The organism is Neorhodopirellula pilleata (assembly GCF_007859915.1).
In the GTDB taxonomy this organism is placed as follows: Bacteria; Planctomycetota; Planctomycetia; order Pirellulales; family Pirellulaceae; genus Rhodopirellula; species Rhodopirellula pilleata.
This window is the reverse complement of record NZ_SJPM01000010.1, coordinates 16,120-42,687: the sequence shown is the minus strand read 5'-3', so window position 1 is coordinate 42,687 and position 26,568 is coordinate 16,120. Positions and strand designations below refer to the sequence as shown.

Annotated in this window: 19 protein-coding genes; 6 read left to right on the top strand and 13 right to left on the bottom strand. The window is 55.7% G+C overall.

Features of this window, described 5'->3' with window-relative positions:
• Positions 1-494: 494 nt before the first annotated feature.
• The 3 genes from Pla100_RS20595 to Pla100_RS20585 form a co-directional block, all read right to left on the bottom strand.
• Positions 495-905: a hypothetical protein gene (locus Pla100_RS20595; RefSeq protein ID WP_146579705.1), complete on the bottom strand. Its 411-nt coding sequence runs from the start codon at positions 903-905 to the stop codon at positions 495-497.
• A complete protein-coding gene (locus tag Pla100_RS20590) occupies positions 902-1,231 on the bottom strand; it encodes a hypothetical protein (protein WP_146579703.1) in 330 nt (109 codons plus the stop codon). The genes Pla100_RS20595 and Pla100_RS20590 overlap by 4 nt, the downstream gene beginning before the upstream one ends.
• A 376-nt stretch (positions 1,232-1,607) precedes the next feature.
• Positions 1,608-3,794, bottom strand: coding sequence for a sigma 54-interacting transcriptional regulator (locus Pla100_RS20585; protein ID WP_231603290.1), 2,187 nt, complete (start codon positions 3,792-3,794; stop codon positions 1,608-1,610).
• Positions 3,795-4,130: 336 nt separating this feature from the next.
• Here Pla100_RS20585 and sufB point away from each other — a divergent pair, with 336 nt between their 5' ends.
• The 5 genes from sufB to Pla100_RS20560 all read left to right on the top strand — a co-directional run bounded on the left by sufB (position 4,131) and on the right by Pla100_RS20560 (position 9,626).
• Entirely contained in the window at positions 4,131-5,576 is a 1,446-nt protein-coding gene (sufB, locus tag Pla100_RS20580) for a Fe-S cluster assembly protein SufB (protein ID WP_146579699.1), read from the top strand.
• Between the two features lie 145 nt (positions 5,577-5,721).
• Complete coding sequence (gene sufC, locus Pla100_RS20575) at positions 5,722-6,480, top strand: Fe-S cluster assembly ATPase SufC (protein ID WP_146579697.1); 759 nt, start codon at positions 5,722-5,724, stop codon at positions 6,478-6,480.
• 134 nt (positions 6,481-6,614) lie between these two features.
• Complete coding sequence (gene sufD, locus Pla100_RS20570; protein ID WP_146579695.1) at positions 6,615-7,943, top strand: Fe-S cluster assembly protein SufD; 1,329 nt, start codon at positions 6,615-6,617, stop codon at positions 7,941-7,943.
• Positions 7,944-7,955: 12 nt separating this feature from the next.
• Positions 7,956-8,243: a ferredoxin family protein gene (locus Pla100_RS20565; RefSeq protein ID WP_146579693.1), complete on the top strand. Its 288-nt coding sequence runs from the start codon at positions 7,956-7,958 to the stop codon at positions 8,241-8,243.
• 75 nt (positions 8,244-8,318) lie between these two features.
• Positions 8,319-9,626, top strand: a complete 1,308-nt coding sequence (locus tag Pla100_RS20560; protein WP_146579691.1) for a cytochrome P450 — start codon at positions 8,319-8,321, stop codon at positions 9,624-9,626.
• Positions 9,627-9,738: 112 nt separating this feature from the next.
• On the opposite strand, the gene Pla100_RS20555 is transcribed toward Pla100_RS20560, so the two are convergent.
• From Pla100_RS20555 to Pla100_RS20520, 9 genes are all read right to left on the bottom strand, one after another.
• Positions 9,739-11,121 (bottom strand): Gfo/Idh/MocA family protein, encoded by a 1,383-nt coding sequence (locus tag Pla100_RS20555; RefSeq protein WP_146579689.1) that lies wholly within the window; start codon positions 11,119-11,121, stop codon positions 9,739-9,741.
• A gap of 124 nt (positions 11,122-11,245) precedes the next feature.
• Positions 11,246-13,480, bottom strand: coding sequence for a serine/threonine protein kinase (locus Pla100_RS20550; protein ID WP_197168107.1), 2,235 nt, complete (start codon positions 13,478-13,480; stop codon positions 11,246-11,248).
• A gap of 972 nt (positions 13,481-14,452) precedes the next feature.
• Complete coding sequence (locus Pla100_RS32215; RefSeq protein ID WP_261344813.1) at positions 14,453-14,581, bottom strand: hypothetical protein; 129 nt, start codon at positions 14,579-14,581, stop codon at positions 14,453-14,455.
• A gap of 24 nt (positions 14,582-14,605) precedes the next feature.
• Positions 14,606-15,142 carry an O-acetyl-ADP-ribose deacetylase gene (locus Pla100_RS20545; protein ID WP_146579685.1) on the bottom strand — a complete coding sequence of 179 codons (537 nt, stop codon included), beginning with the start codon at positions 15,140-15,142 and terminating at the stop codon, positions 14,606-14,608.
• On the bottom strand, positions 15,139-16,728 hold the full coding sequence (locus Pla100_RS20540; RefSeq protein ID WP_146579683.1) for a WGR domain-containing protein: 1,590 nt from the start codon (positions 16,726-16,728) through the stop codon (positions 15,139-15,141). The genes Pla100_RS20545 and Pla100_RS20540 overlap by 4 nt, the downstream gene beginning before the upstream one ends.
• Before the next feature lie 155 nt (positions 16,729-16,883).
• The gene (locus Pla100_RS20535; RefSeq protein WP_146579681.1) at positions 16,884-18,815 is read right to left on the bottom strand and encodes a reverse transcriptase domain-containing protein; all 1,932 of its coding nucleotides are present in this window, start codon (positions 18,813-18,815) and stop codon (positions 16,884-16,886) included.
• 7 nt (positions 18,816-18,822) lie between these two features.
• Entirely contained in the window at positions 18,823-20,529 is a 1,707-nt protein-coding gene (locus tag Pla100_RS20530) for a hypothetical protein (RefSeq protein ID WP_146579679.1), read from the bottom strand.
• Between the two features lie 332 nt (positions 20,530-20,861).
• On the bottom strand, positions 20,862-22,670 hold the full coding sequence (locus Pla100_RS20525; RefSeq protein WP_146579677.1) for a hypothetical protein: 1,809 nt from the start codon (positions 22,668-22,670) through the stop codon (positions 20,862-20,864).
• A gap of 175 nt (positions 22,671-22,845) precedes the next feature.
• Positions 22,846-24,048, bottom strand: coding sequence for an ADP-ribosylglycohydrolase family protein (locus Pla100_RS20520; RefSeq protein WP_146579675.1), 1,203 nt, complete (start codon positions 24,046-24,048; stop codon positions 22,846-22,848).
• A 547-nt stretch (positions 24,049-24,595) separates the two neighbouring features.
• On the opposite strand from Pla100_RS20520, the gene Pla100_RS20515 reads away from it, so the two are divergent.
• Positions 24,596-26,302, top strand: a complete 1,707-nt coding sequence (locus Pla100_RS20515) for a hypothetical protein (RefSeq protein WP_146579673.1) — start codon at positions 24,596-24,598, stop codon at positions 26,300-26,302.
• Here Pla100_RS20515 and Pla100_RS30980 read toward each other — a convergent pair.
• On the bottom strand, positions 26,299-26,436 hold the full coding sequence (locus tag Pla100_RS30980) for a hypothetical protein (protein ID WP_197168106.1): 138 nt from the start codon (positions 26,434-26,436) through the stop codon (positions 26,299-26,301). The two genes, Pla100_RS20515 and Pla100_RS30980, sit on opposite strands and share 4 nt — an antisense overlap.
• Positions 26,437-26,568: the final 132 nt, after the last annotated feature.

Sequence of the window (26,568 nt, the reverse complement as noted above, 5' to 3'; positions counted from 1 at the left end):
AACAGTACCCGTCGTTTCCATCATCTTGTGTCGGCGGCTGTCGTGAATCTTGCGCTTGCAGTACAACTCTCAGCCAGAGCTATCTCGAACACGCGTTTGCTTGTTGATCTGCTTAAACCTTCTTAACATCGCGCAATCAATAAGTGGCATAGGCTTCCAGCCTTTTTATACCCTACATCTTTTTTGACCCCCACGAGCTCGTCTCGTGGGTGAATAAGGTTCGCAAGCTAGACAACGACGCCCTCCCAACCTTCCGATTTTCACTTGTGCTCGCCGCTTCAAGCGGCGAGCACAAGTGAAAATCGGAAGGTTGGGGAAATTGCGGCTCGTGTCTAGCTTGCTAACCTCGGCTTCCTGCCAGACGAGCTGGCAGGGGAGCAATACATGAGGACTTGTGAGTATAAAAAGGCTTCCAGCCTGTGGAAACAAAAACACAGGCTGGAAGCTTATGCAACTTTTAAAATGCGGCCGTTAATGTTCTCGCGATACTTAGCTTAGTTATCCACGGCGTCAGAAGTCGCCTTGGCCGCCCGATCATTGTCACTAGTTTGCGAATCTTCACTAGCTTGCGAATCGTTGTTCGTGGCTGCGGTGGAGTTCTCGCTGCTGTTTTGACTGAGGTCCGACTGGGCATCCGATGAAGGGGCTTGGCGATCCGCTTGTGCTTGCGACGGCGCCGGTGCCGGTGGAGCGGGCATCTCCGTATCCTGGTTGCCGTATCCCGCTTCGTAACGATTTGTGTTTTCTGCTTGATCGGCGTTTCCGCCTGCCCGATCATTCGTGTTTTGCGATTGGTCGGTATTTCGCGACTGGTCGGTATTATTCGGCGACTGATCAGTGTTAGCTGGCGATTGATCATTACTCGCTTGCGACTGCTCGTCGAAATAAATTTGCTGACCGTTCAAGTAAATGAATTCACGTCCACTAGGATCGCGGTGCAGAACGTAAAAGATTGCCATTGTCCATGCGATTGCTGATGACCGTGATACTGAGGCTGGCTGTGATATTGCTGGCCTTGGTGCAAAACACCACCTCGATGGGTCCCGCCTTGGTAGACGCCTGATTGCGGATTGGCAAACTGTCGCACACCCCTCATGGTTCCTTGCGATGCCTGTTGGACTGTTTGAAGAGTACCTTGCGTTACGTTCCTGACACCGCTTTGCACTGCTCCGCCGACTCGCTGCACCGGGTTGCCCGGAATTCCTTGGGCAACAACAGTGGAACCGATCATGAGAGTCGCAAAACAGGGGGCTAAAAATCGTTTGTTCATTTCGTCTACCTCAATGGGGATGGTGGGGACCGATGTCAGTCCGCATTACGTCTGTCCTGCTTAACACCCAGTTGGTGTTAAAATCAGAATCCCCCTGGTAAGCAATGGCTATGCCAAACCTGACAAGCGGTGGCGATCTCCAATCGCCCTTTTAGAGAATTGATCTGCGATCACGTCGGCGTAAACGTTCGCACTTGGGCTGCTATCGTTTGTCTGCTTTTTCGGTTCACATTGAGATGCGAGGCAAAGCCCAGACCAATTGATCGTCGCTCACCCAGCGTGATCGAGAAGACAACAACCATCTCTGCTTTCTCGACCCTTGCTTTCGGATCCGCTCCTAATATGTTTGGTGTTGTCGGCGGCCTTGGATGCGATGCTTGCTCATTTTGCTGTAAAGCGTTGTCGGCTTGAGTTGCAATGCCGCCGCCGCTCCATCAGGTCCGTAGACTTTTCCGTGACAACGCTTCAGCGCATCAAGAATGGCCTGACGCTCCACATCCGCGAACGAGCGTTGCAGTTGGTGACTCGTGCTGAGTCCATCTGGGATGTCAGCATCTTGACCGGGCTCACCCGCCAGCCAAGAAACGTCGATCGCAAGCGTATCCCCGTGGCTGACGATCATCGATCGCTCGATGATGTTTTCCAGTTCACGGACGTTGCCGGGCCAATCATATTGCATCAGTCCGTCCATCGATCGCCGGTCGACGCGGGTGATGGTTTTGTTCATGCGGACCGAAAACCGGGCGATGAAGTGATTCATCAGGGCAGGGATGTCCTCTCGGCGTTCCCGCAGTGGCGGCACTTGGATCGGGAAAACGTGTAATCGATAAAACAGGTCCTCGCGAAAATTCCCGGCTTCGGAGTAGCTCTTGAGATCACGATTGGTGGCGGCAATGATTCGTGTGTCGATCTCGATCGGCTCGCTTCCGCCGACGCGGTCGATCAGGCGTTCCTGCAAGACTCGTAATAGCATCACCTGCGTCTCGGCCGGGACTTCCGATATTTCATCGAGGAAGATGCTACCGTGATGCGATAACTCGAATCGTCCGAGGCGACGTTGGGTCGCGCCGGTGAAAGCCCCCTTCTCATGGCCGAACAACTCGCTGGCGATTAAGTTGGGCGCGAGCGATGCGCAGTTAACCTTCACCAACAGGTTCTTCCGTCGGGCGCTGGCGTCGTGGATCGCGCGGGCGATGAGCTCTTTGCCTGTCCCGGTCTCGCCCAGGATCAACACCGTCGCATCGGTGAGTGCGACTTGCTCGATCGCGACTCGCAGTTGGCGCATCGCGCGACTTTCACCGATGATGTTTCCGAAGTCATGCTCGGTGTGAAGTTCGTCTCGCAAGTAGACGTTTTGTTGTTGCAGCTCTTCCTTCAATCGGTCAATCTCGCCATAGGCTGCGGCGTTGTCCAATGCGATCGAGAGCTGAGCTGCGAACTGTTCGAGCAATTGCCAATCCCATTGATCCAAGCGTTCGCCGTGACGCGTGGCGATGTTCAGTAGGCCCACGTATTGATCTCGCGACATCAACGGCAAATGAACGACCGAAGCATACCCCGCGTCGAGCAATCGTCGGTGTTCAGGGAATCGTTGCGACTGATTCAAGTTGCCAAAGACGATCGGTTTCCCGCTTTGGCGAACGGCAACGAAGGCGGAATCGGATGATGAATCCATTGGCATTTCGACCCATTCACGATCGCACCGATCAAACCGGATCGCGAATCCGTGAGGCGACCTTTCCTCGTCGTAGCCGAGCATCAAGCTGACGTGGTCACAATCGAGCAGCTTATGGATCTGCTCGGCGGCTTGCTCGAAGACTTCACGCCGGTCGAGGCTCGAGTTGACGATGTGCCCCAGCTCCACGAGTGAGCGATATCGGCTTTCGGATTGTCGGAGCTGTTGGGTCTGTTTGTCGACTTCTTGTTGAAGCGTTTCCAGGAATTTGTCTTTGACCGCGTTCGCTTCGGCCAATGCTTGATTGGTACGTTGCAGTTCGTCGACGAGTCGGCTGCGTTCTAAACTGATCGCGATATGACCGGCCAACCGTCTCAGCAACGCCGCGTGCGATCGGGTGTAGGTATTCGTCGAACGGCTTGAGAAAAAGATCACGCCGATCGGCGTACCGCCGGCTAACAGCGGAAGCGTTAGACTCGAACGCATCCCCTCCCGTTCGATCAAAGCGGTCGATGCCGAATGCGGTTTCTCGAGCAAGTATTGTCGTAAGTCATCGATGATTCTCGGCTGCCCGGTCTCCAGCAACGGTGCGAGGGTCGAGCCGGCGATTCGCGCCGCGTACCCGACCTTTAAGGCGACCTCGCCGTCGGATCGACACGAAATCAAACGCAACAGATTCAGTGGTTGCTCGAGCAGCGCGACGGCGATGCGGTTGTACGGAACGACCCCTTGGAGTTGGTCGTAGACCGAGTCGAGAAGTTCGTCGAGACCTTGCCCCATGTTGATCTGTTCGAGCATCCGCTCGACCAAACGCTCATATCGATCAGGGGTGTCTTCAGAAAGATTCAACGATATTCCGTCATTTGACTGCATTTCGTTGCCAGGCCGACAGAGATCGGAATAAATCACCTGAAACAACGCTATTTCCCGTTTCGGATGACAGTTAGCTTATCAAGACGCAGCGGCCAGGACCATCCTCAATAACGAAATACCGTCATTTTCGGAGTGGCAGCTGAGCCCGCGGTATCGTGCTTAAGTCTTTTGTGTTAGGGTGTTTAAGCATCCATGTGCGAAGCATCGATGGCAAATGGCACACGTTGTGCATTCCATTTGCATCGGGGCGGACCGCCCGTCATCTCTGCTCCCACCTTTTTTTGCCAATATAGACACCACGGCCGTTGATTCATGACTTCTGAAAATGCACTGCTCCAAGAGTTCGCCCGCCGAGAGTACGAACACGGGTTCGTGACGGATATCGAAGCGGACGCGATTCCCGCCGGCCTGAGCGAAGAGGTCGTGAGGTTGATCTCGAGCAAAAAGAACGAACCGGAGTGGTTGCTCGAGTGGCGTCTCAAAGCGTATCGACACTGGCTGACGCTCGAGGAACCTGATTGGCACAACGTGAAGTACCCGCCGATTGATTATCAGGCGTCGGTCTACTATTCGGCACCCAAGAAAAAGCCGCAACTCAACAGCCTCGATGAAGTCGATCCGGTACTGCTGGAAACGTACGAGAAACTGGGCATTCCGTTGCACGAGCAAAAAATGCTCGCCAATGTCGCGGTCGACGCGGTGTTCGACAGTGTGTCGATCGCCACGACTTATCGCGAGACGCTTGAAAAGCACGGCGTGATCTTTCGCCCGTTCTCCGAGGCGGTTCACGATCATCCGGAATTGGTAAAAAAGTACCTCGGTTCGGTCGTACCCTACGCGGACAACTTTTACGCGTCACTCAACTCGGCGGTATTCAGCGACGGATCGTTTTGCTACATCCCCAAGGGTGTTCGTTGCCCGATGGAGTTGTCGACTTACTTTCGAATCAACGCTCAAAACACCGGCCAGTTCGAGCGAACGTTGATCGTCGCCGAAGAGGGGGCTTACGTGAGTTACCTTGAGGGCTGCACGGCACCCAAACGTGACGAGCATCAATTGCACGCCGCCGTCGTGGAACTGGTTGCGATGGACGACGCGGAAATCAAATATTCGACGGTTCAGAACTGGTATCCCGGCGATGCCGAAGGCAAGGGCGGCATCTATAACTTTGTGACCAAACGTGGTGCCTGCCGTGGGGAAAACTCGAAGATTTCTTGGACCCAGGTCGAGACGGGTTCGGCGATCACGTGGAAGTACCCCAGCGTGATTTTGCAAGGTGACAACTCGGTCGGCGAGTTTTACTCGGTCGCCGTCACCGCCAATCATCAGCAAGCCGACACGGGCACCAAAATGATTCACATCGGCAAAAACACAAAAAGCACGATCATCTCCAAAGGCATCTCCGCTGGCGTCGGACAGAACAGCTACCGCGGTGAAGTGAAGATGATGAAAGGTGCCATGAACGCACGCAACTTCTCGCAGTGCGACTCGCTGTTGATCGGGGATCGTTGCGGCGCCCACACGTTCCCTTACATCGAGGTGCGAAACACGACCGCCAAAGTCGAACACGAAGCTTCCACGTCGAAGGTGGGCGAAGATCAAATCTACTACCTTCGCCAACGCGGCCTTTCGACCGAAGACGCGGTCAATTTGATCGTCAACGGTTTTTGCAAAGAGGTTTACGACGTTTTGCCGATGGAGTTCGCTTTGGAAGCAAGAAAACTACTGAGCGTCAGCCTCGAAGGTAGCGTCGGATAGTCGTCGCCCAATCCCACATTGAAGAGCCTATCCGAAAAGGGGTCTGACCCTCTCCGGCTAAGTTTAAAACGCAACCAAAATCGACTCGCCTCCAAAGGGTCAGACCCCTTTGAATATAGGCCATTCATTCAACACCGAAATCAACATGTTAGAAATCAAGAATCTTCACGCCCGAACGACCGAAACGGAAACGGAAATTCTCCGGGGCATCGACTTGCAAATCGCTGCGGGAGAAGTCCACGCGATCATGGGCCCCAACGGGTCCGGCAAGAGCACTCTCGCCCACGTGATCGCCGGTCGCGAGGACTACGAAGTCACCGAAGGCCAAATTCTCTACAACGGCAAAGACCTGTTGGAGATGGAGATCGAAGAACGGGCCGCCGAAGGCGTCTTCTTGGCATACCAGTATCCGGTCGAAATTGCGGGCGTCAGCAACAAGTACTTCCTCCGCACGGCCATGAATTCGATCCGCAAATATCACGAACAACCGCCGATCAAGCGAACCGAGTTTCTCGATTTGCTCAAGGAAAACTTGAGCCGCCTCGGGATGGACAAGAGCATGATGGACCGCTCGGTCAACGAAGGCTTTTCGGGCGGCGAAAAGAAACGCAATGAAATTTTGCAAATGGCGATGTTGCAACCCAAGCTCGCGGTACTCGATGAAACCGATTCCGGATTGGACATCGACGCACTCAAAATTGTCGCCGACGGCGTCAACGCGTTACGAAGTCCTGAGCGAGCAACGATCGTCGTGACGCACTATCAGCGATTGCTCGATTACATCGTGCCGGACAAAGTTCACGTGCTGGCCGGTGGCAAGATCGTTCGGTCGGGCGATAAATCACTGGCGTTGGAATTGGAAGAGAAGGGTTACAGCTTTCTGCAAGAACTCGCGGCAACCTGAAGCGACTCAACCGCAGAGCATCCGTGATCCGTTGCGGAAGTGAGGGACTGGGGGCATTTCTCTCACTTTCGCATCGGATCGCAAATCCCTCTGCTCGCTTTCCAATAACTTTCAACTTCCTTATCAATTCAATCATGATCGCCACCGAACACGAAACCTACCACGAGCAACACGTCGCGTTCCAGCGTCAAGATTCGCCGGCGTGGCTCGCCGATTTGCGTCAACGCGGCTTTGACGAATACACACGTTTGGGGATACCCGACCGCCGGCTCGAAGATTGGCGGTTCACCAACGTCGCACCGCTGGCCAAGCGTCCGTACGTCATGCCCGCCGTGACCGATTCACCGATCGGAACGACGCAAGACGAGATCAGGGCTCTCGTCGAACAAGCGACACTCGACGACCAGTTTCACCGATTGGTTTTCATTGACGGGCGATATTCCGGACAATGGTCACGGCTGCATGATTTGCCGGAACAGGTTGTCATCGAGAGTCTCTCGGGCGCTCTGGCCGAACGCCCCGACGACCTGCGTCCCGCACTCGAAAACCAGTTCGACTTTAGCGATGCCGCCTTCGCCGCCCTGAACACGGCTTTCATTCATGACGGCGCGCTAATCGAGATCCCCGAAGGAGTCACGTTGGAGCGTCCCGTTCATTTGGTGTTCTTGTCCACCGGAGAAAGTCAAACCGTCTCGCACCCACGCAACCTGGTTCGGGTGGGCAACCACAGCAAGACGCACGTGATCGAGAGTTACCTTGGACACGGTGAATCCTACTTCACCAACGCGATCACGCAGATCACACTCGGCGAGGGTGCGGAGCTGGATCACCACAAGCTCCAGCACGAACAGCTCGGTGCGCTGCACATCTCGCTAACGGCGGTCGATCAACGGTCCAGCAGTCGTTTCCGTTCACACTATTTTTCGTTCGGAGCCGCGCTCGCTCGCAATGAGGTGAACTGCATGCTCGATGGCGAGCAGATTGAAACGACCCTCAACGGACTGTACATGCCCACGGGCGAACAATTGATGGATTGTCGGACGCGGATCGACCACGCCAAGCCTCATTGCAACAGTTACGAACTCTACAAAGGCATCTTGAACGACCGTGCCAAGGGTGTTTTCAACGGCAAAATCTTCGTCCATCAAGACGCACAGAAGACCGATGCGAAACAAAGCAACCAAGCATTGCTGTTGTCTGACGACGCGGTCGTGAACACCAAACCACAACTCGAAATCTACGCCGACGACGTACGATGCACACACGGTGCAACCATTGGTGAATTGGATGATGTCGCGATGAACTATCTGCGTTCACGAGGCATTCCCAGCGATTTGGCCCGCAAGATTTTGATCTTTGCCTTCGCCAATGATGTCGTTCAAGGGGTCGAATTGCCGGCCGTGCGGCGGCGTCTTGAATCCATTTTACTTTCTGGTCATGAACTTTCCGAAGACATCCTTTAAAGGAGAATAGAAATGACTCATGTGGTCGCCGAGCCGTGCTCGGGTTGCAAGTACACCGACTGTGTCGTCGTTTGCCCGGTCGAGTGCTTCTATGAAGGCGAACAGATGCTGTACATCCAGCCGGAGGAATGCATCGACTGCGAAGCATGCGTTCCGGAATGTCCTGTCGAAGCGATCTTCCACGAAGACAACTTGCCCGAAGAATGGGCTTCGTACAAAGATCTCAATGCGGAGATGGCGGAGAAGTGCGAAGTAATCACCGAACAGAAAACGCCGCTGGCCGACTCGAAAGATTCGTGATGGACGAAAGTCCACGGAGTCATTATCGTCGATCGAAAGGTCCGTTCACAAACGAAGATTTTTCGAGAGATTTTCATGACGCCACTGCCCCCAGGTCCCGATGGAGTGGTCCGTTCGACTTGGGGGATTATTCGAGACCCTAGAGGCTTTTTCGAAAAGTCCGTTTCTCGCTACGGCGATCCTTTTTTGATGAGGGCGATGAATGGCCCGGTCGTCGTGACCGGCAAACCAGTCTTCGTCGAACAGATTTTCCGGGCTTCGCCGGACACGTTTAGCGTCTTTGCCAGAGACGCGTTGATTCCCTTGCTCGGTGCCGGTTCGCTGTTGCTGATGGAAGGAACGAGGCACCGAGCCGAGCGAAAACGCATCGCTCCACCGCTGCACGGCAGTTGCATGCGTACCTACGGGAACGAGATGCAGGAAACGGCGCAAAACGCGATCGCTCATTATGAATCGGGGGCGAACTTCACCGGCTTGCAAATCGGAACGGACATCTCGCTCAATGTGATTCTGAAAACGATCCTCGGCGCCGACACCGCTCCGTTGCTATCGGAGTTTCGCCACCTAACGAGAAAAGTCCTCTCGCGATCATGGCCGATCCTGTTCTTTTCACCCAAAACACAATTTGGCTTTTGGGGGCTCAGTCCACTCGATCGGTTGAGAAGTGCTCAAGAGCAACTTCGAGAGAAACTCCGAGCGGAACTGAACCGTCGCGGCGACCAGATCAACCATCGCGACGACCTTCTGTCGATCCTTGCCAGATCGACGGACGATGCTCCGGCCCCCGATTTCGAAGATCTCGCCGATTCGATCGGAACGTTGATGTTTGCCGGGCACGAAACAACCGCCGTTTCCATCGCATGGGCCTTCTATCACTTGCTCCGCCACCCGGTTTGGCTTAATCGCTTAAGGGAAGAGCTTGATGCGAGTGACCAGCAAGCGGAGACCTACGCGGCGATGCCGTTACTCAAGGCGATTGTTCAGGAAACTCTACGATTGAATCCGATCGTGACCGAAGTCTTACGAATCGTTCGAGAACCCTTCGAACTCGGTGGCTACGACATCCCGGTCGGTCACGGTGTGGCGGCCGCGAGTTGCTTAACACACTACGATGCCGACATTTATGAGTCCCCGAACGAATTCAATCCTCAACGTTTTCTAGACCGGACCTACACGCCGTCGGAGTACTATCCCTTTGGCGGCGGCAATCGCCGCTGTGTCGGAGCGGCATTTGCAACTTATGAGCTGGCCGTCGTGCTCGGAACGATTCTCCATTCACACGAACTCGAGCTACTCGATCAACGAGAAGTTGTGCCCGTCCGGCGAAACATCACGATGGGACCGTCGACCGGCGTTCGGCTTCGAGTTCGCAAGCGACGCTAAGTGCCTATCCGAAAAGGGGTCTGACCCTCTCCGGCGAAACCAGAAAAGCAACGAAAATTGACTCGCCTCGAAAGGGTCAGACCCCTTTTCGGATAGGCTCCAAGCGGAACCTCTACACTTCCGACCACTTGCCCGCGTGGGGTGCCGGGAAATAGCCTTCTTCGTCTGCGGTGGCGAGCGGTGGCGGGACGCTGTCTTCATTGAGCTCGTCGAGATAGTCACAAAACTGGAACTTCGAACTCACGATGTCCCCCATCGTCACGATCGTGTTGGAGTGTGCCGCGGCGCGTCCCATCAACGCACAATAGTCCGCCATCACCGCTCGCTCGCACTCGTTGTATGGCAAGTCGTTGCGAATCGCATGAATGAAATGGTCCCATTCATAATCCCATGGGTTCTTTGCGTCCGGTTCTGGTGACCAATCGATACGGTCGTTGTCGATCCGCAAGTCCTTGTACATGTGGACGATCGCCTTGTGAATGTTGCCGCTGAACTGGGCGGCCTTCTTGCTGCCATGAACATACGTGGCGAAATCGACATGCCCTTCTTTGGCCCGCCGGAAACCACAGAACGCTTTGCGGCCGTCCGCAAACGTGTATTCCATCGAGTACGTGTCGAGGTCTTGACCATGGTCGGTGCTGCCGACTTCGCGACCGCCCATTGCGTGGCATTCGACCGGCCAGTCATCCATCAACCAACAGCACTCGTCGATCTGATGGATCAGGTTGTCGACCATATGACCTGAACCGATCCACAACAAACTCGTCCGCCCAAACATAAGTTGTTCGGCGATGACATTGGACTTCTCGCCCATCGATCCCATCCAGCGACGTCCGCCCAAGCGATTGGCACGAACGTATGACAGTTCACCCAGGGCACCTTCACGGATCTGTTCGATCAATGCCGCCCGAGCCGGAGAGTGACGACACTGCAATCCGGCGGCGATCTTGGAACCTGTTTTCGCCGCCGCCTCACCGGCCGCCCGCATGCGATGCAGTCCCATCGGATCACACGCGAAAGGTTTCTCCATGAACACATGGATGCCCTTGCTCACCGCGTACTCGACATGAATCGGCCGGATGTACGCGCGGGTGGTACACATCGCGATGTCACCGGGACGCAAAATATCGATGGCGTCTTTGTAGGCCTGGAAGCCGACAAACCGGCGTTCCTGAGGTACGTTCACCTGTTCAGGCGATTTCCTCGCCAGAGCACTCTCGGCCAACTCGATCCGTTTGGGATCCAAGTCCGCGATCGCGTACAACTCGATCGGTCCCTGGTCGGCGGTGTTGAACGCGTTGAGCACCGCACCGCTGCCGCGATTGCCGCAACCGATCAGGGCAAGCCGAATCGTGTTGTCCTCCCCGGCGTGTACCGGGGCGACGGCCGCTTGGCCGACTGCGGCCGTCGCGGTGACCGCTCCGGCGGTCTTGAGAAAGCGACGGCGATCGTTGCCTTCGTTCGAAATGAGTGTAGGGTTGTTTGGCATACTCATGATGGCCTTCCGTTTGGGTCAAAGGCGAGAGGGGAGGTGGGAAAACGGGACCTCCATGATAACCGACCCGCCGAGCAAACTGTCGATATTGACAGGTATGTTCATCATCCAATGAATCCTGCGCCTACGATGGGTCCATCGTTGCCCCGAGCGTATCGGTTGAACCAACCGGACTTGTCGCCATAGTATGCGTCGAGTTGGATGCGGACGTTTTCTTCTGCAACGAATGATTTGGCAGCACGCCACGCTCGTGTCGATTCCACCACCTATCGGCATCCTCATCGGTCCATCGACCGGCGTCTGCGCACGCCTGAAGCTTTTGAAGCAGATCTCGAGCTGTCTGCGGCCGTCGCGACCGCTCCTTTTCCAAACAGGACAAGATCACATTTTCAAGGTCCTCAGGCACGCCCGCAACGATCCGGCTGGGTGGAATCGGTGTTTCAGTGATATGCTTTTGACATAGAGCAACGAGCGTTTCGGCATTGAACACCGGCGACCCCGTCAACATGAAATAGCCGATTCCGCCAAGTGCGTACAAATCGCTGCACGCATCTACCGATCCTGGCATCTGTATTGCTTCTGGCGACAGGTACAGCGGGGTTCCCGCCATCCGATTCTCGCCAGCCTTGTCATCATCAAGTGCTTTCACAAGCCCGAAGTCCAACACTTTCACAAAATCGGACAAGCCACCGCGACGGTTGAGCATCACATTGGCGGGTTTAATATCACGATGCACCAACCCTTTACTATGAGCCTCAAAAAGCGAACCACAAGCTTGACGCAAAATATGGATGACACGCGATGCGGGCTGCGGCCCAAAGTCATCTACTAAGGTCTGCAAGTTGACCCCTTCAAGATACTCCATCGCGTAGTAGAAGACATCCTCTGGCGTACGGCCGAAATCATAAACTGCGATTGTATTGGGGTGATTGAGAAGGCTGGTGATCTGAACTTCCCGTTCAAATCGAGTGATGGTCGTCTCATTCACATTATCTGTATCGAGCAGTTTGATGGCGGTCGGCCGGCGCAACATCGCATGTTGCCCCTTATACACCGTTCCCATCGCGCCCTGACCGATCTTGCGTTCAAGTTTATATTGGCCCAACTGTTTCGCTTCCACCGCCGCCTCGCGAGCCTGCCGCTGCAAGCGAGCAACGACAATTGAAAACGCCAATAGACCCAATGAGCACAAAGCCAATAAAGCCATCAATCCCCAAAATGCCCTCTTGAGAATATTCAATGGTCGAAATGCCTCTTCGACATCGGACTCCGTCGCGATCCCAAAGTCATAATTCCGCAACCACGTCCACGCACCAACCACTGGAACCCCGCGATAGTCGTTGTAACCTTCCACATCGACATTCGTGTTTCCCGCTATTGCATCCTCAGCCATCCTTGTCAGCGGCAACTCACTTCGACGCACGTTCGCTCTTCCACCTTTCAACAGATTGGACTGCGGATCGCGAACCAATAACTTCAACATGGAATGAACGCCCTCGTGATCGGGAAGCAGGCCCAATAAAATCAAATCATGGTCGAATCGACTGTTGGACAACATCACACCGTCACGATCAAACGCATACGTCTCTCCCGATTCACCGATTCGTCCTAATTGAAGAATCCGAGTGAACTCGCGTTCGGGCCGCAATCGCAGCGCCAAGACGCCTACAATCTGAAAGTCGGAGTCACGTACCGGCGCAGCAACAAACATGGTCGGCACTTCGGTGTGGACTCGTCGCTGTTGATCCCGAAGCGCAGCAACACTCAGAAAAGGCTTGGATACCGTCGGCGTTCCTTCAAGACACTTGACCATCCAACTGGAGAATTCAGGTGGTTGTTCCATCCCCACCAGTTCCGGTTCGCTCGACGCAAGAACGTTCTGATCACGGTCTGCTAACAAAAAACCGATGTAGTCGTGCGAGCTCATCGACGGCGCTAGTTGTTTGGCCAAGTTCTCGCTCAATGTTTCGATCGATACAACAGCGCCCTCCGGCGGCGGTTCGTCAGAAAGGATTTGATTCGCCAGAGCGCGGACCTCGACGTTGTTCGCGATCGACTCGACGTTGTTTTCCTGTGCCTGCAGCCACGTTTTCAACATGTCGGATTCCACATTGAGCAACGTCTGCAACTGCGACGCAAGACTGGCCTTCATCGTCGATTCGATTGAAGAGTGAATCAGCAGGCCGATGATCAGCAGCAATCCAAAACCGAGAATCGGCCAAAGCCAAGCTCGTCGTCGAACATATCCGCCGGCGCTGGAAATGGACATCGAAAGACGACTCGCGTAGGTCATGTTGGCGCGGCGCTGAAACGATCCGCTGGAAGACCCCGGAAGCTTGGCGGCGCGGCGAAAAATCATGATTCGAATGTTCCAATCGGAATTTGGGTCAATGAGGATTGGACATAAGTTTAGTTCCCCCCGAAAAGCACGTATCCAGGACGCTAGAAAAAATTGAAACGTCCTGTTTCGCGTCCAATTACGTCCAATCGCGACCGTAGAGACGGTCGTCATGACGAGCGGGTCTAGCGGTTTTCAACCGAAACCGACATGCGCAGAAGACGTGACCGAAGCGAATGATGGCCCACGTCCATCGCCACTTCATCTAAGCTCGCAAAATAAGTTACCGGGCAAAACGCACGTAGCAGCGTCTCTCCGAGACGTTGAATCCCGCGAGTCACGCAGAGACTCGCCTACGCGTGTTGCTGATTCGCCTGTGCGGTGGTACTTATCGCCGAGATGGCCCGTTGTGCCATGAATCATTGCCGGGTCTATCTCGCATTGGTTCGGTCAGAAGTAGTGGTATCAAACCCAGCTACCCCACGCAGGCTCAATCGTGAATGATCCGTTCGGTCACGAATATCGCGACCAACTCCCCGCTCACCTCAACACGACCGTCAAGCTCAGGCACGAAGGTGATTTCGCTTTCGTCAATCCGTACGGGGGGGCGTGCCTCTGCGGCCGTCAGCGATTCTGAAAGTTAATCGCTTAGCATCGCGTGAACAATAAATGGCATAGGCTTCCAGCCTTTTTATACCCCACAAGTGCTCATGGATTGCTCCCCTGCCCGCTCGTCTGGCAGGAAGCCGAGGTTGGCAAGCTAGACACGAGCCGCGATTCGCCCAACCTTCCGATTTTCACTTGTGCTCGCCGCTTGAAGCGGCGAGCACAAGTGAAAATCGGAAGGTTGGGAGGGCGTTGTTGTCTAGCTTGCGAACCTTATTCACCCACGAGACGAGCTCGTGGGGGTCAAAAAAGATGTGGGGTATAAAAAGGCTGGAAGCCTATGCCACTTTATTAGTGCGTCAGTTGATGATCCCGCGATGCTAATGCTTACTTCCATTCCTCGCGTTCTTTGGCCTCTTTCTCCAACATCGCGTTGTACTCGTCAATTTTTTGTTGATCCACGTCGGCGGTGACTACGTCGCCTGCCTGGCGATGACGAAAGAAACTTTCGATCAAAAACTCTCGAACAAACCGTAACGTTCAAGACGGCGCATCGGGCTGCGATGAAACAGCCCGTTGCAACACCACAACCATCGGCGCTTCAAACGCCACCAAGACAATTCGTTGCAACGACATTTGAGGTGACAGTACACTGCGAATCGTGCGTGTGGCGATCTCCGCCGCTTGATCGTTGGGGTAGCCGTAGATCCCGCAACTGATTGCCGGGAATGCGAGCGATGCGAAACCGTGCGACGCAGCCAAGCACAAACTGTTGCGGTAACACGATGCTAACAATTCAGCTTCGCCACGACCGCCGCCGTGCCAAATCGGACCGACCGTGTGAATCACAAACCGGCTCGGCAAGTCGAACGCAGGTGTGATTCGACATGTACCCGTGGGGCAACGCACGCCTGGCCTGACTTCGGGAACTTGGCGGCAAGCGTCGAGTAATTCGGTACCGGCGGCACGATGGATCGCTCCATCAACGCCACCACCGCCCAACATCAGTTCATTGGCCGCGTTGACGATCGCATCAACGCTCAGTCGGGTGATATCACCCTGGATGACTTCGATCAAACTTCAAACTCGAGTAAGTAACGCATGGCTTGTTGGGCCGGGTCAAAAATAATGTATTCGTTGTTTTGCACACCGCTCTCGCCCGCTTTGCCGAATACGCAGTGCCTTCCTTTGGGCGGCGCCGTGAATCCATGAGCACACTCCGCCACATGGGGCACACCCAAGCAAACGTCCATCGCAAACATGAACGCGCCTCGCTTGGCCACACCGCCGCTGCCGCGACTCCAGTAACTGTTATGCAGACTCGTGTAACCCGCTGATTTTTTCCAATCGTCGGCGAAATACAACCCGGGGCCAAACATCGCACCGGTGATCACGACGCCGACAAGTTCTTTCGGCATCCGCAATGACTCTTTCATGATCCCTCGCACGTTCACGCTCCGGGTTCCGTGGAACAACAACGCCGTGTTGGAGGCCGTGTAGACTTTACGCTGGGCGGGCGTCAGATCAAACCGGGTGGCCGGTTGATGCAATGCTTGCTCGGTGATTTTCGTTTTGCTCTTGGTCACCTTCGCTTGCACTTTGTCGATCTTGCCCGCATCGGCTTTGCGGTTCACCCGCCAGATATTTCGGATTTGCAGGTCACCGATGTAGCTGTGCCGATTGGCGGTTGCGGCAGGCCACCACGCGTAAAGTTTTTTGCCCAGTGCTGTTTTCGGGTCGATGTACGACATCTCCAAATTCAACTCGGCCAACGGATCAACATCGGCGACGTCATCCATTTCGACCGCATCGAGAGCACTTTCAAAAGCATCAAGGTCATTCTGCCAAGCCAAAATGTTGTCTTTAGTTAGCATCCATTCTTCTGGTTTCGCGCGTAAGGCTTTGCGTTTGGGGATGCGACCGTACATGAGGTTGGTCATCGCGGTCAACTCTTTATCGCGAGCTTGTTTCTTAGCATCGTCACCAATCTTCGTTAGACGTTTTTGTGCTTCGCTGAGAATCGTACGAGCCTCGTCGATCGCCGCTTGCGTGGGCAAACTTTCATCGGCCATGCTGCCTCGCGTGTAAGCGATCGTGGCCACCGACAAATCATGCAGTAGCTTTCGCGTCGGTTCGTCGATCTTGCCGGCTTTCTTCTTCGGCGTCTTGCCCATGACCTTGGCGGGTACCGGCTTCGGTTTGGCACCGTCGTTCATTTTGATGCTGCGAGCGTCGGGCAGTCCCGTGCTGCGTGTGGCCATGGGCCGAACTAAATAACAGTCGTTGCCTGTTCGAGCTTGCAGGGTTCGAATGCCCGCGACAGTCACCCATTGCCCGCGCCGATCATTCTTGGAATGCAGTTGCGAGGCAAACGTCCGCTGGGCGTCGGACTCGTCGGCGCACTGCACAAACTGAAAACTCGGACGGGCGGCACCCGTTCGCCCCCATTCGAAGTACGCATACCACTGCTGAGACTTCTTGTGACGAACGATCGCACCGTGGTAATACTTATTGGTGTCCTTGCCATCTTGAGTGAAACATCCGAGGTCTGCAATTTTGACGGTTTCAAAATCTCCATCGACGGTCGCGGGCGGCCCGAAGCATTCGAACTCATCAGCGGCCGCGGAATTGGGGAACGTGTCCTTGGCGAGCTTTGCGCCCATAATCGGTTTTCTCCTGTCTAAAAGAATTTAGTTAAGCACTGATGCAGAAGTTTCTTCGTTTAACGGCAAGCCGCAGGCGTCGGCGACTCAATAAAACACGGACGCCTACGGCTTGCCGTTAAACGACTTTTGCCAAAAAACTTATGCAACCGTGCTTAGTTTCGGATCGAATCCAGTTCGCGTTTCATTTCCGCCGCTAGCGCCGGTCGGGTTGCCGCGACGTAGGCCAATAGCCCTGTCAGGTAGCCACGGTAGTCGGGATGGTCGTCACGGTTTTGCGACTCCAGCCCTTGTGATTTCGCCGAATGTAAGATCGCTCGCAGACGGCGAAGCTCGCTCCGCGACACACTCACGCGATCATTAACGATCAATCCCGTCACGCTCTGGGCTTGATGCCGACGTTGGACTCGTGTCTTTGATTCGTTGATGGCGAACCCTTCATCGACCGCAATGTGGCGGAGTCTCGCCATCACGTATCCCAATCGCCTACCCAGTTCATCGCCGCCGGACAATGTCAAGTCATCGGCGTACCGTGTGTACTTCATTTCAAACTTGTTCGCCAAACCGGCGAGTCGACGATCCAGTCGCAACGCCACCATGTTGGATAGCATCGGTGACGTGCAGGCTCCCTGCGGCAATCCACGCGGGCCGGTGGCGACATACATCGCTTGACCGTTGAACTGCACTTCACGTCGTGGACACTCCGTACAAACGAGTGCCAAGATCGTTGCAACGGCGGGACTGTACCCCAGCGTTTGAAACACCTTCCGCACTCGCGTCCAGTGGATCGACGGAAAGAAATTTTCGAGATCGGCATTCAACACGATTGCTTGGCCGATGTGTTCCTTCGCACCCGTGATGGTCGATCGTCCGGGTACGAACCCGTGAGCGGCATCATGCACGACGGCGCTGCCGAGGACGTTCTCAAGTATCCAAGACTGGGCCGCTTTGAGCCGCTTGTGGGGTGCCGACAAACGTCGCAGTCCGCCAGATTTCTTTTGAATATCAAACGAGACATAGTGCGAGCGAGTCGCCACGTCAGCATGGTACGCGAGCCAGCGCAGATCGGAGATCGCCAGATCCATCGCAGCGGCTAACTCCGCTGGCGTGCTAAGCACGGGCAGTTCCAGCGAACGCAGTTTCCCAACGTCGCTCTCTCGATCGGCCAAACCGCCCGAGACACGCCGCCCCAAAAACACGATGTCGTTTCGTTTGCGGTGCTCGATCTCGGCGCGGCGTTTTTCCCGCTTTTCTTGTGCTTCGGCTTTCTTCTTTTGGCGAGCCTCCGCACGTGCCTTGCGATCGGCGTCCACGGCCGCCTGGCCGGCGACTTGCCCGGCGTGTTGGATGACCTGCAGGTCTTTGGCGTACTTGGAATACAGCTCACCGATGCGGTGAATCTCGGCCAATTGTTCGGCCGACAACAAACCCGCCGACATCATCCCACGATCGATCAACAGCGTGCGACGATCCGTCGTCGGTGGGATCAGATCGAGCCTTCCAAACCAAGCACCCGACCAGAACAACGAAGTTCGGCTTTCACGCATCATCTCATCACGCGTGATCGGCAAGAACGCGGACGCATCGAGGTTGAGTGTCTTGCGACGACTCGGTGGCGCGGCGGCACCGCCAAAGGTCGATGCGGATGGGTTGTTCGCCGCCACATCCGATCTGGCAGACCCGCCCAAGAAGTTCATCACGCGGCGGATGAGGCCGCCTTGATTCGTCGGCGGTGATGATGAGCTGGTATCCGCAGTCGGTGCGTTGGGAACCGGTGCCGCGGGAGTCGGTGTCGGTACTATCGGTCGGCTGCCGCTTGGCGTTTGATACGTTCGTGCATCGACGTCAAACCGGTGGTACACGAACGGACGCGCGCCGCCTCCCAGATCGATGACGGTCCGCCGATAAGCCGCGCCCATTTCACCGCCTTGGAACAACGCCTGCACTAAATCGCGGGCCTCGCCGTGCGGTACAAACGCACCTTGGCCACGAGCCTCCGTCGTGATGTCAAACGCCGTGAACGACTCCCCGGCGGCAGCCCGGCGGCGAGTGATCGTGGTCACGATTTGTCGAGCGTTGTTATCCATGACGGTTTCAATTCCAGTACTGTTGATACCAATGATCGAGCGAATCGGGCGTTGCCGAAGAAGATGTTGCGACGTTTCGTAACGCCTGCAAATGACGACAGGGACCTTTTCGTAATCCGTTTTTGAAATGATGCGAGCAAGTGCATTTGGCTTTCAAGACCCGGCCATCGCCATCAATCAACAACTCCAGATCTCGTCGTTGTGCGGCCCCGGTGATCAATCGCAAGCCATTGTCGAGCGTCCGATCACCATCGACTTCCACGTGCCCTTGCGTCATCAACGCTCTCGCCGCGGCGGTTTCGGGATCATCGTTGCCAAGTTGAGCTTGGGTCACCGGTTCAGGCATCACCTGACGCCAACGATAGGCTTGCTGCGGCAGATCATGAATCACTTGCCCCAGATGCGCTAGCGTATTGAGTCCCACTGCGATCTTGGGCTTCGACATCGGCACGGCTTGAGCAATCTGATCCAGTCCCATGATCGGTGAGGAGCGAAACGCCGACGCGATCTGCAATAACTCGTTCTCGTGCAGATGCACCGGCGGCATTAACTGCGTCAAAGCCGAACCAGCCGACCAGTCGTTCGTCGTCCAGCCTGATAAGCCTAGCACCATCTGCATGCCGCCCATCCGCGCCACCCAAAAACTCGGCAGACCCGAATCGATCAGATGCACATCAACGGAATCAATCAGCGGTAGCAATCGCCGTAGCACGTGCAACCGATCCCGACCCCAGACACGAATCGACTGGGCGACCCGACCTTCGTAAACACCACCGTCACCGGCAATGGATCGCTGCCACGGTTCGAGCACCAAGTTCGGTTCGCGTCCCGGTTCGAGTTCAAACCGGATCGCTCGCGGGCTGCGTTTGGCGCGATGGCGGGTTAAGAAGGCGAGCAAGTTGTAGATCGCACTGCGACCTAAACGCACCCGCCGCATCGGCATCGACATCGCCGATTGCAACTGCATGAAACCTCGCAACCAAGAATCGGGCAAGTCGATCTTTTCTTCGCGATGTTGATCGCCTCCGATCGATTGCGATGAATCCGACGTTGCGACTTCAAAACCACTCGGATCCAGATTAAAACGCGTGCTTCGGTAACTGCGAAGCTTTTGAAAATGATCGTACAAGCTCCAACTGTAATCCACATTGGTCGTGCCCAAGGCCACGTCCCGCTGGTCGTCGAACCGATCCGAGGCCACGCTCAGACAACCGTACGAACTTTCGTCCATGCTGAAACATTCAAACAGCAACGCATCTTCGGCAACCGTGATGACGGGATCGCAGGGCACCAATCGTCGCCACAACTGCGGATCGTGACGCATCAAATGATTGGAGTATTGCTGGCGGGCCGACCAATACATGCCACGGGCTTGGTGAAAATCGTCGAGCAAGCCCTCAGGCAACGGGTCTTTCGATTCGCCGTGCAGCTCCGCACGTTTCTCGGCGGCCACTCCAGCCCGCAACGTTGACTCGCGAGCGATGATTTGTCGTTGGTATGCCTCGTAAGCTGATTTATCGGCGGGCACGTATCGTAAATCCGAAACCACGACATCGTGCAAAGCACTCACGGCTTCGCGAAACGCCAACGGATCTTTCAAACGTCCGTCGAACGAGACACGGTCGCGACGCAAGTTGGGTGAAAGTGCGATGGCCAACCCGCCAGGCGTTCTTCGCACGTCGCTGGGCCGTCGATAAGCGGTCGATAGAAACATCCGAATGCTCGGGTGGTAACATCAAGATCACGCTACCGGACTCAAAGGTATTCTTCACTGCTTGCTATGCCGGTCGTCGCGAAACCGCAACCGACTTCGAAGGATCGACCAAGGGCGTTCACCAAGCCGATGACGGTATCTGTCTGGTGAAACCACGTTGCCTCAGTTCACCGGACAGATACCGTCATCGGCGAAACGAACAACGTCCTTGGGGAAGCATGTCCAAGCAAACTCGCACCACGGCGGAACGCCGCAGCAAACAGGTCTCGGTTGGGCTTCACGAACGATCGGCAAAGCAAACAGTGAAGTGAATAGAATCCAGTGGCAAGATCCTAACTGATGGAGAAAGGGGATGAAATAAGGAGCTCAGGAACTTCAGCGGTGAAGTACGAGGTAATCTCATCGGATTGGTCCATCAATCCGACGACTGTGGTCAACGCACAACGAAACTCCGTCGCCCGCACCGAACGCAGCGATGTTTTCAACAGCGGCAACAACACGTCGCTGCGATCGGGATGTTTCGTTATCAAACGACCGATTTGTTCGATCAACTGCAATTTGATTTTGCCGCCCCGCCGTGTGTTCAATAATACGGTGGCCCATAACCGAGTTAAGGTGATTGAATCCAACGATGCGGCGTTGACATGTTTGGACTCGGTCCACGAAAGCGATTGTTTTTGCAGTAACCCGGTCATCGTCAATTGCACATCATCGTGCGGACTTTCCAATAACCGCTGCCACAGCGTCACGTTATTTTCAGTTCGCTCATCTTGTGTCAAAAAGGCCAGCCCGGCGGCGCGAACCGTTTCATCGGTGCTATCAACAATCAAGGTGAGCATCACCGGTTCGAAATGCTCGCTCGCGGCAACCTTCCGCAACGCCAAACCAACGAGTTCGCCACGTCGTCCAACGCATTCCGAGTCGCCCAACGACAACCATTGTTCGGCTTGGGCCGCTGACTCGACCGTGCGGTCCGCCAAGAAACCGATCGCCAGCGCAGCGATCGGATCCGGCCGGCGCATCGCCACCGCGAGACATTCCTCGGTCGTCCAGGTCGACACATTCGCCTTTTGCCGTGCCGTTTCACAAACGCCTACCAATACCGAAGCATTGGCGTGATCCAAAATTTCGATCCACTGCTCCGCCGAGAACACCGTTACGCTGCCGTGTTGATTCAACGAATCGGCGGCGAGCGAAGCGATCTCATCATCGTCGCAGCGTATCCATGCCAAGATGCGCTTTAACGGCAACTGAGCCAACGCGTCCTGGTGATGTGATTGCAACATTTGCATCGACCACATCCGCACCGCCCTGGCACGGGCGGTGCCGACCAAGTCCAACAATGCCTCCGCATCCGATTTCCAAATGTCGATCAGGTAGGGAGCAGGCAAAAGTTTCTCGAGCGAACCGTTCTCCGCAAGTGTCCAGCCGCGAGCCTCGGCGACGATCTGGTCGCAGCCGTGGAACAGCACGTGCATCAACGACCAGTTATCGATCAACGCCAAACCGTCGGCCGTGTCATCGTCGGTGTATTGGACTAACGCCTCCGACATCGCGGTGCGATAACGCGTCGCATCGATTTTCGCGAGCGTGCGGAAGTATCGCCATGCACGTCGACGCAGATAATCGCGAGTTTTCGCACTGAAGAGTTGCCACTGGGATTGCTTAACCGCACGGCGATTGCGAGCCTTTGCGGACGCCTCGCGATCGGAGCGCGGCATGGATTGATCACGTTTGTCGATATAGGTCTCTTCGGTCGCTTCGCGAGCAACCCAGTCCCACGATCGACGCGTGCGAACTTCACGCCGCACCGACCGATCCAGCGCCACCATGAACCGCGCCATCACCTCATCATCCGAGGCGGCTTCGGCCAATTTGAACAATCGCTTCACCAAGGCTTCATGTCGATACTGGCTCATGGCCACGTCGATGTACGCCAATAGTCCGGCGCGAACATGCGAACGACGATCGTCCAAGAACTCGCGAGCGAAGCTTCCGAGCTTGTCCGCGTCCTCGATCCGGCAAAGTTCGTCCAAAAACGAACCGTCGGCTTGGTCGAGCAATTGCCGCACAACCAACAGCGATCCGGTCGCCGAAGGCCGATTGCCCGAAAAACGTGGATGAGGGATGTGTGAGGTCATGCCGGAAATATATCGTGCCCTCGGACACGTTTGGTCACGCGGCAAAAATTTTTTTTACGCCCGCATCGCATTGCGAGATCAACAGGTGGCGCGTTCTGCAAGTGGCGGCGACTTTCAGTCGCCGTTTCTAGACTTGGCGACTGAAAGTCGCCACCACTTATTGTTCCCACAATGCCTACGAAACCGCACCGATTACAAATCCTTCGGCTGCGGCGACCATCGACTCGATGCTAGCACCATCCGGTTCCGGCGGAAAAATGCTCGTGCTGGTGATGCCGTCGATCCATCGCCGCCGGATCGCGGAGCGACCGTGACAGGCTCCCACCAGCGCGCCCGCGATCGCTGCGATCGTGTCGTTGTCTTTGGTGTCATTGACCGCTGCGATGATGGTTGACTCAAAGCTGTCGGCATGACACGCCATCAAGTACAACACTGCGGGCACTGTTTGCAAAACATCGGCCCGTGAACCGAATCCGTCGAGCGAACAAGCATCGCGAAACGAGACTCCTTTGCGAAACGCTCGCCGGACCGGACCGTCGATGAAGTCACTCAAGTTGCCATGGAAATTTTGATACCAACGTGGCACGGGTTCATTGCCGTACGGTGACGGAATGCAGGCGACCTCCAAATCGGCCGCCATCTCGATGTAACGATTGAAGTAAAACTCGCCCGTCGGTGGTTCACCTTTTTCACACAACAACATTTGCCACAACAGATCCGTCATCGCCACGATCGATGACAGGGCAAACGGATTGCCATGCGTGATCAACGCCGCCATCACCGCATCGACGTACAATTGCGACGAGGGGTTGGCAAGATGCGGCAGAACGATCGGCGCGAATCGCATCAACGCGCCGTTGCCACGTCCCTCCGTCGCCAGGTCGCCCAAGCAATCGATATAATCGAGCGGCTCGCCCGCCAACCGCCGCTGATGTCGATCGAGCGCCGCGACCGTGTTCCGCCCCGCGCCGACAATGCTGCCGCGACGCTGCACCCAATCACCAATCAAGTGGTCGAACTGAAAGGCCCCGTCATCGAGCAACCGACGCAACATCCAAAACGTGAACTGCGTGTCATCGGAGACCCTTCCTGCTCGCGTCGTGCCATCGGTTAAATGATCAACGATCGTGCCGTGATCGCGATTTCGGGAGGCGGGATCGTGTTTCCATTCGGTGCTGTGGCCGAGAGCATCACCGACCGCCACGCCCCATAACATGCCGGACAACCGCCCCTGACGCACCAAGCCGGACGCATCGACACGCGGCGGCGTTCGGTCAAAAGCACGTCCATCGGCCAACCCGATCCGCCGCTGCGCGATCCAATCAAACAGTGGCTCGTTCGAAAAGAACCCATACTGGCGATCGTTGATGTTCTTCACACGGCAGCCTGCAAGATTGGACTTGGGACGCGCGAGACCGACACAGATTGATCTCGCGATACGGACACTTCACCGAAAACACCGGACGCCGATCCAATAGACCGCGTTTGCCTGCCTCAGCCAACTCCCACAACACTCATTACCGTGATCCAAAACCAGCTTGACGCGACGGCGGAACGCCGGTGGATCGCATGTCATCGAGGCATTGCCCGACCGTCCATGTCAACAATCGATCCAACCAAGCCGGCCCAAAACACGAAATCGCATCATTGATGGTTCAATCGTACTCGTGCTCGTGCTCGTGCACGAATCGCACACAAGCATCGCGACCACAGTCAACCCGCAATCAGCGTCCCTCTCAATAGAAATTTGACAAGCGTACACCACCCAGTTAGGGTCTGTGTTCGCTTCAGGCGGATTGAAGCGATTTTGCGGCGGACTAGACAGCCATTACCGATCGAGGTGGGTGTCGCAATGACGGCGACGGATTGCGGAACGTGTATCAGAAAAAACGTTCGGTGTCCCTTTCTTTTCAAGAGCCATCACGATGCAAACGCCACCTTCGACGGGAAAGGTTTCACGTCGCCGAGCGAGGAAAACGATCGCCCGACGTCAGTTGGAGAAAAACCAACGACGCGAATTCCTGATCGAAACCCTCGAGCGACGCGATCATCCCGGCGCGCTAGCCGAAGCCAGCGGCCTGACGCTCCTGGCAACGTCCGCACACCAAACCCCGAGCCCTGTACGTGATCTGGTCAAGTTCGCCATCGATCGGCTGCCAAACCGATCGCTGCCACACGCCATCGAGCCGATCCAAGCAGCCTCCCTCGACACGGCCGAGGGGCCTCAAAGTAATCAGGCTGCCGAAACAACTTCGACGGAGTCGACGACCGGCCAAAACGATCCGCCCAACACGCAGGTCAATCCAGATGAAAGTGACCCGGGCCCGTCATCGTTCAATGACCAGTCGTCCGATCCACCACCGGGGAAGCATCCTCATTTCAATCCATTGACGAGTGCCGTTTCCCAATCGGACGTCTACGCCGACTTGGATGCCGAGCCTCAAACCGATCCGGCAACAGCGGATAAAGACGAGTTGCCTTTCATCATGCCGACCCCAATCGGTGATCCGGTCGGCCACGGGGGACAACTACTCACCGTGACCGACGTCGCCGATGCCCAAGGCACCGTGATGGGGAGTTCGCCCACGACGCAACGCGAAGGTGGTTTGCCTAACAACTCCGAGTCACTCCCTCCGGACAATTCAACTTCTAGCACGGACTCAGCATCCGCGCCGGGCAACGAACCCGCATCCACCCCAAATGCCTCGACGGATTCGAACTCAAGCGAGCCGACCGTTCCTCCGGCGCAATCGGCGGTTAACCAAGACCATCCCGAAAATGAGGTAGACCACGACTCGGTCGACATCAGCCATGCCCCGCCTGGGACGGGACCGAGTGATTTCATCGGACCGTTGTTGATGCAAACGTCAGCCGTCGAAGTTGACTTCGAATCCACACCCGATCACTTGCTCGATGAACCGAATTCAATCACGGTTTGCTGTTGCAATGAAGAATCGCTTTCTCAGTGGGCGACCAACGAGTTCGGAGGGTCGCCGACCGGCCGCGGTGAAGTGTCTCTCGGAACCAATGAGCTGGTCGCCAGTGAGGGCGATTCCCTGTTGATCGAGATCTCCCAACCGGTCACGATCCCCGCCAACCCGTCGACGCTTTCATTCTCGTTCGAGGTCCATTTTGATACGACGGCCCAGCAACAAATTAACGACGCCTTCGAAGTCGCTCTGCTCGGTGCAGACGGATTCAGCGTCGTGCCGACGATCGATCTGCAACGGGACAGCTATTTCAATCTCACCGAATCAGTCGGTAGTCGGCAAGGGATATCGACCACATTCGAATCCGATTCCGAAACCACGATGCCGCCCGATTCGCGAGCTGAAACCTACGCGGGAACCGTGCAGTTGGACATTTCCCAGCTCGCGGGCCTTAACGATCTGACACTCGTCATGCGGCTTGTCAATAACGACGCAGACAGCGGCTCATGGTTCCGGCTGACCTGCGACACGGCGCTCGCTTCAGGCGTCGACGATCAGTTCACGATCTTCGAAGACACACCGTTGTCGATCTCAACCCCAACGGAGCGTTTCGACACTTATAGAAGACCGGCGTCTCAGTCAGCCGCGTTCTTCTCCGTGGACTCCGTGCGTTCGGTTCCCGCAATGAACGGATTGCATTAGTCCGCTAAGCATGTACGTATCCGCGTCGCCACGTCGGTGGTTTCGCTTCGCGCCGCTAGCGTGCCTTGAACAGCGTCAACGACGTCCGGCGAGACGATAGCCTCGTAAGCGTCTTCAAAGATGATCAAACTCATTTGGTCGAAGCGGGAGAACTTTCGACGTTTTGCCGGCGACAAGTCTTGCGGCGTAAATCGCAATGCGACTCAGGCCGAGCAAGTGTTGTAGGAGAACGGCTAGTGGCGACGTTTGGCTTGCGGCGTGCCAAG

Coding starts and splice junctions, on each gene's coding strand:
- Pla100_RS20590 (WP_146579703.1), bottom strand. CDS start 1,231: ATGATCGGTTCCACTGTTGTTGCCCAAGGAATTCCGGGCAACCCGGTG.
- sufB (WP_146579699.1), top strand. CDS start 4,131: ATGACTTCTGAAAATGCACTGCTCCAAGAGTTCGCCCGCCGAGAGTAC.
- sufC (WP_146579697.1), top strand. CDS start 5,722: ATGTTAGAAATCAAGAATCTTCACGCCCGAACGACCGAAACGGAAACG.
- sufD (WP_146579695.1), top strand. CDS start 6,615: ATGATCGCCACCGAACACGAAACCTACCACGAGCAACACGTCGCGTTC.
- Pla100_RS20565 (WP_146579693.1), top strand. CDS start 7,956: ATGACTCATGTGGTCGCCGAGCCGTGCTCGGGTTGCAAGTACACCGAC.
- Pla100_RS20560 (WP_146579691.1), top strand. CDS start 8,319: ATGACGCCACTGCCCCCAGGTCCCGATGGAGTGGTCCGTTCGACTTGG.
- Pla100_RS20555 (WP_146579689.1), bottom strand. CDS start 11,121: ATGAGTATGCCAAACAACCCTACACTCATTTCGAACGAAGGCAACGAT.
- Pla100_RS20550 (WP_197168107.1), bottom strand. CDS start 13,480: ATGATTTTTCGCCGCGCCGCCAAGCTTCCGGGGTCTTCCAGCGGATCG.
- Pla100_RS20540 (WP_146579683.1), bottom strand. CDS start 16,728: ATGGGCGCAAAGCTCGCCAAGGACACGTTCCCCAATTCCGCGGCCGCT.
- Pla100_RS20535 (WP_146579681.1), bottom strand. CDS start 18,815: ATGGATAACAACGCTCGACAAATCGTGACCACGATCACTCGCCGCCGG.
- Pla100_RS20530 (WP_146579679.1), bottom strand. CDS start 20,529: ATGTTTCTATCGACCGCTTATCGACGGCCCAGCGACGTGCGAAGAACG.
- Pla100_RS20525 (WP_146579677.1), bottom strand. CDS start 22,670: ATGACCTCACACATCCCTCATCCACGTTTTTCGGGCAATCGGCCTTCG.
- Pla100_RS20515 (WP_146579673.1), top strand. CDS start 24,596: ATGCAAACGCCACCTTCGACGGGAAAGGTTTCACGTCGCCGAGCGAGG.
- Pla100_RS30980 (WP_197168106.1), bottom strand. CDS start 26,436: ATGAGTTTGATCATCTTTGAAGACGCTTACGAGGCTATCGTCTCGCCG.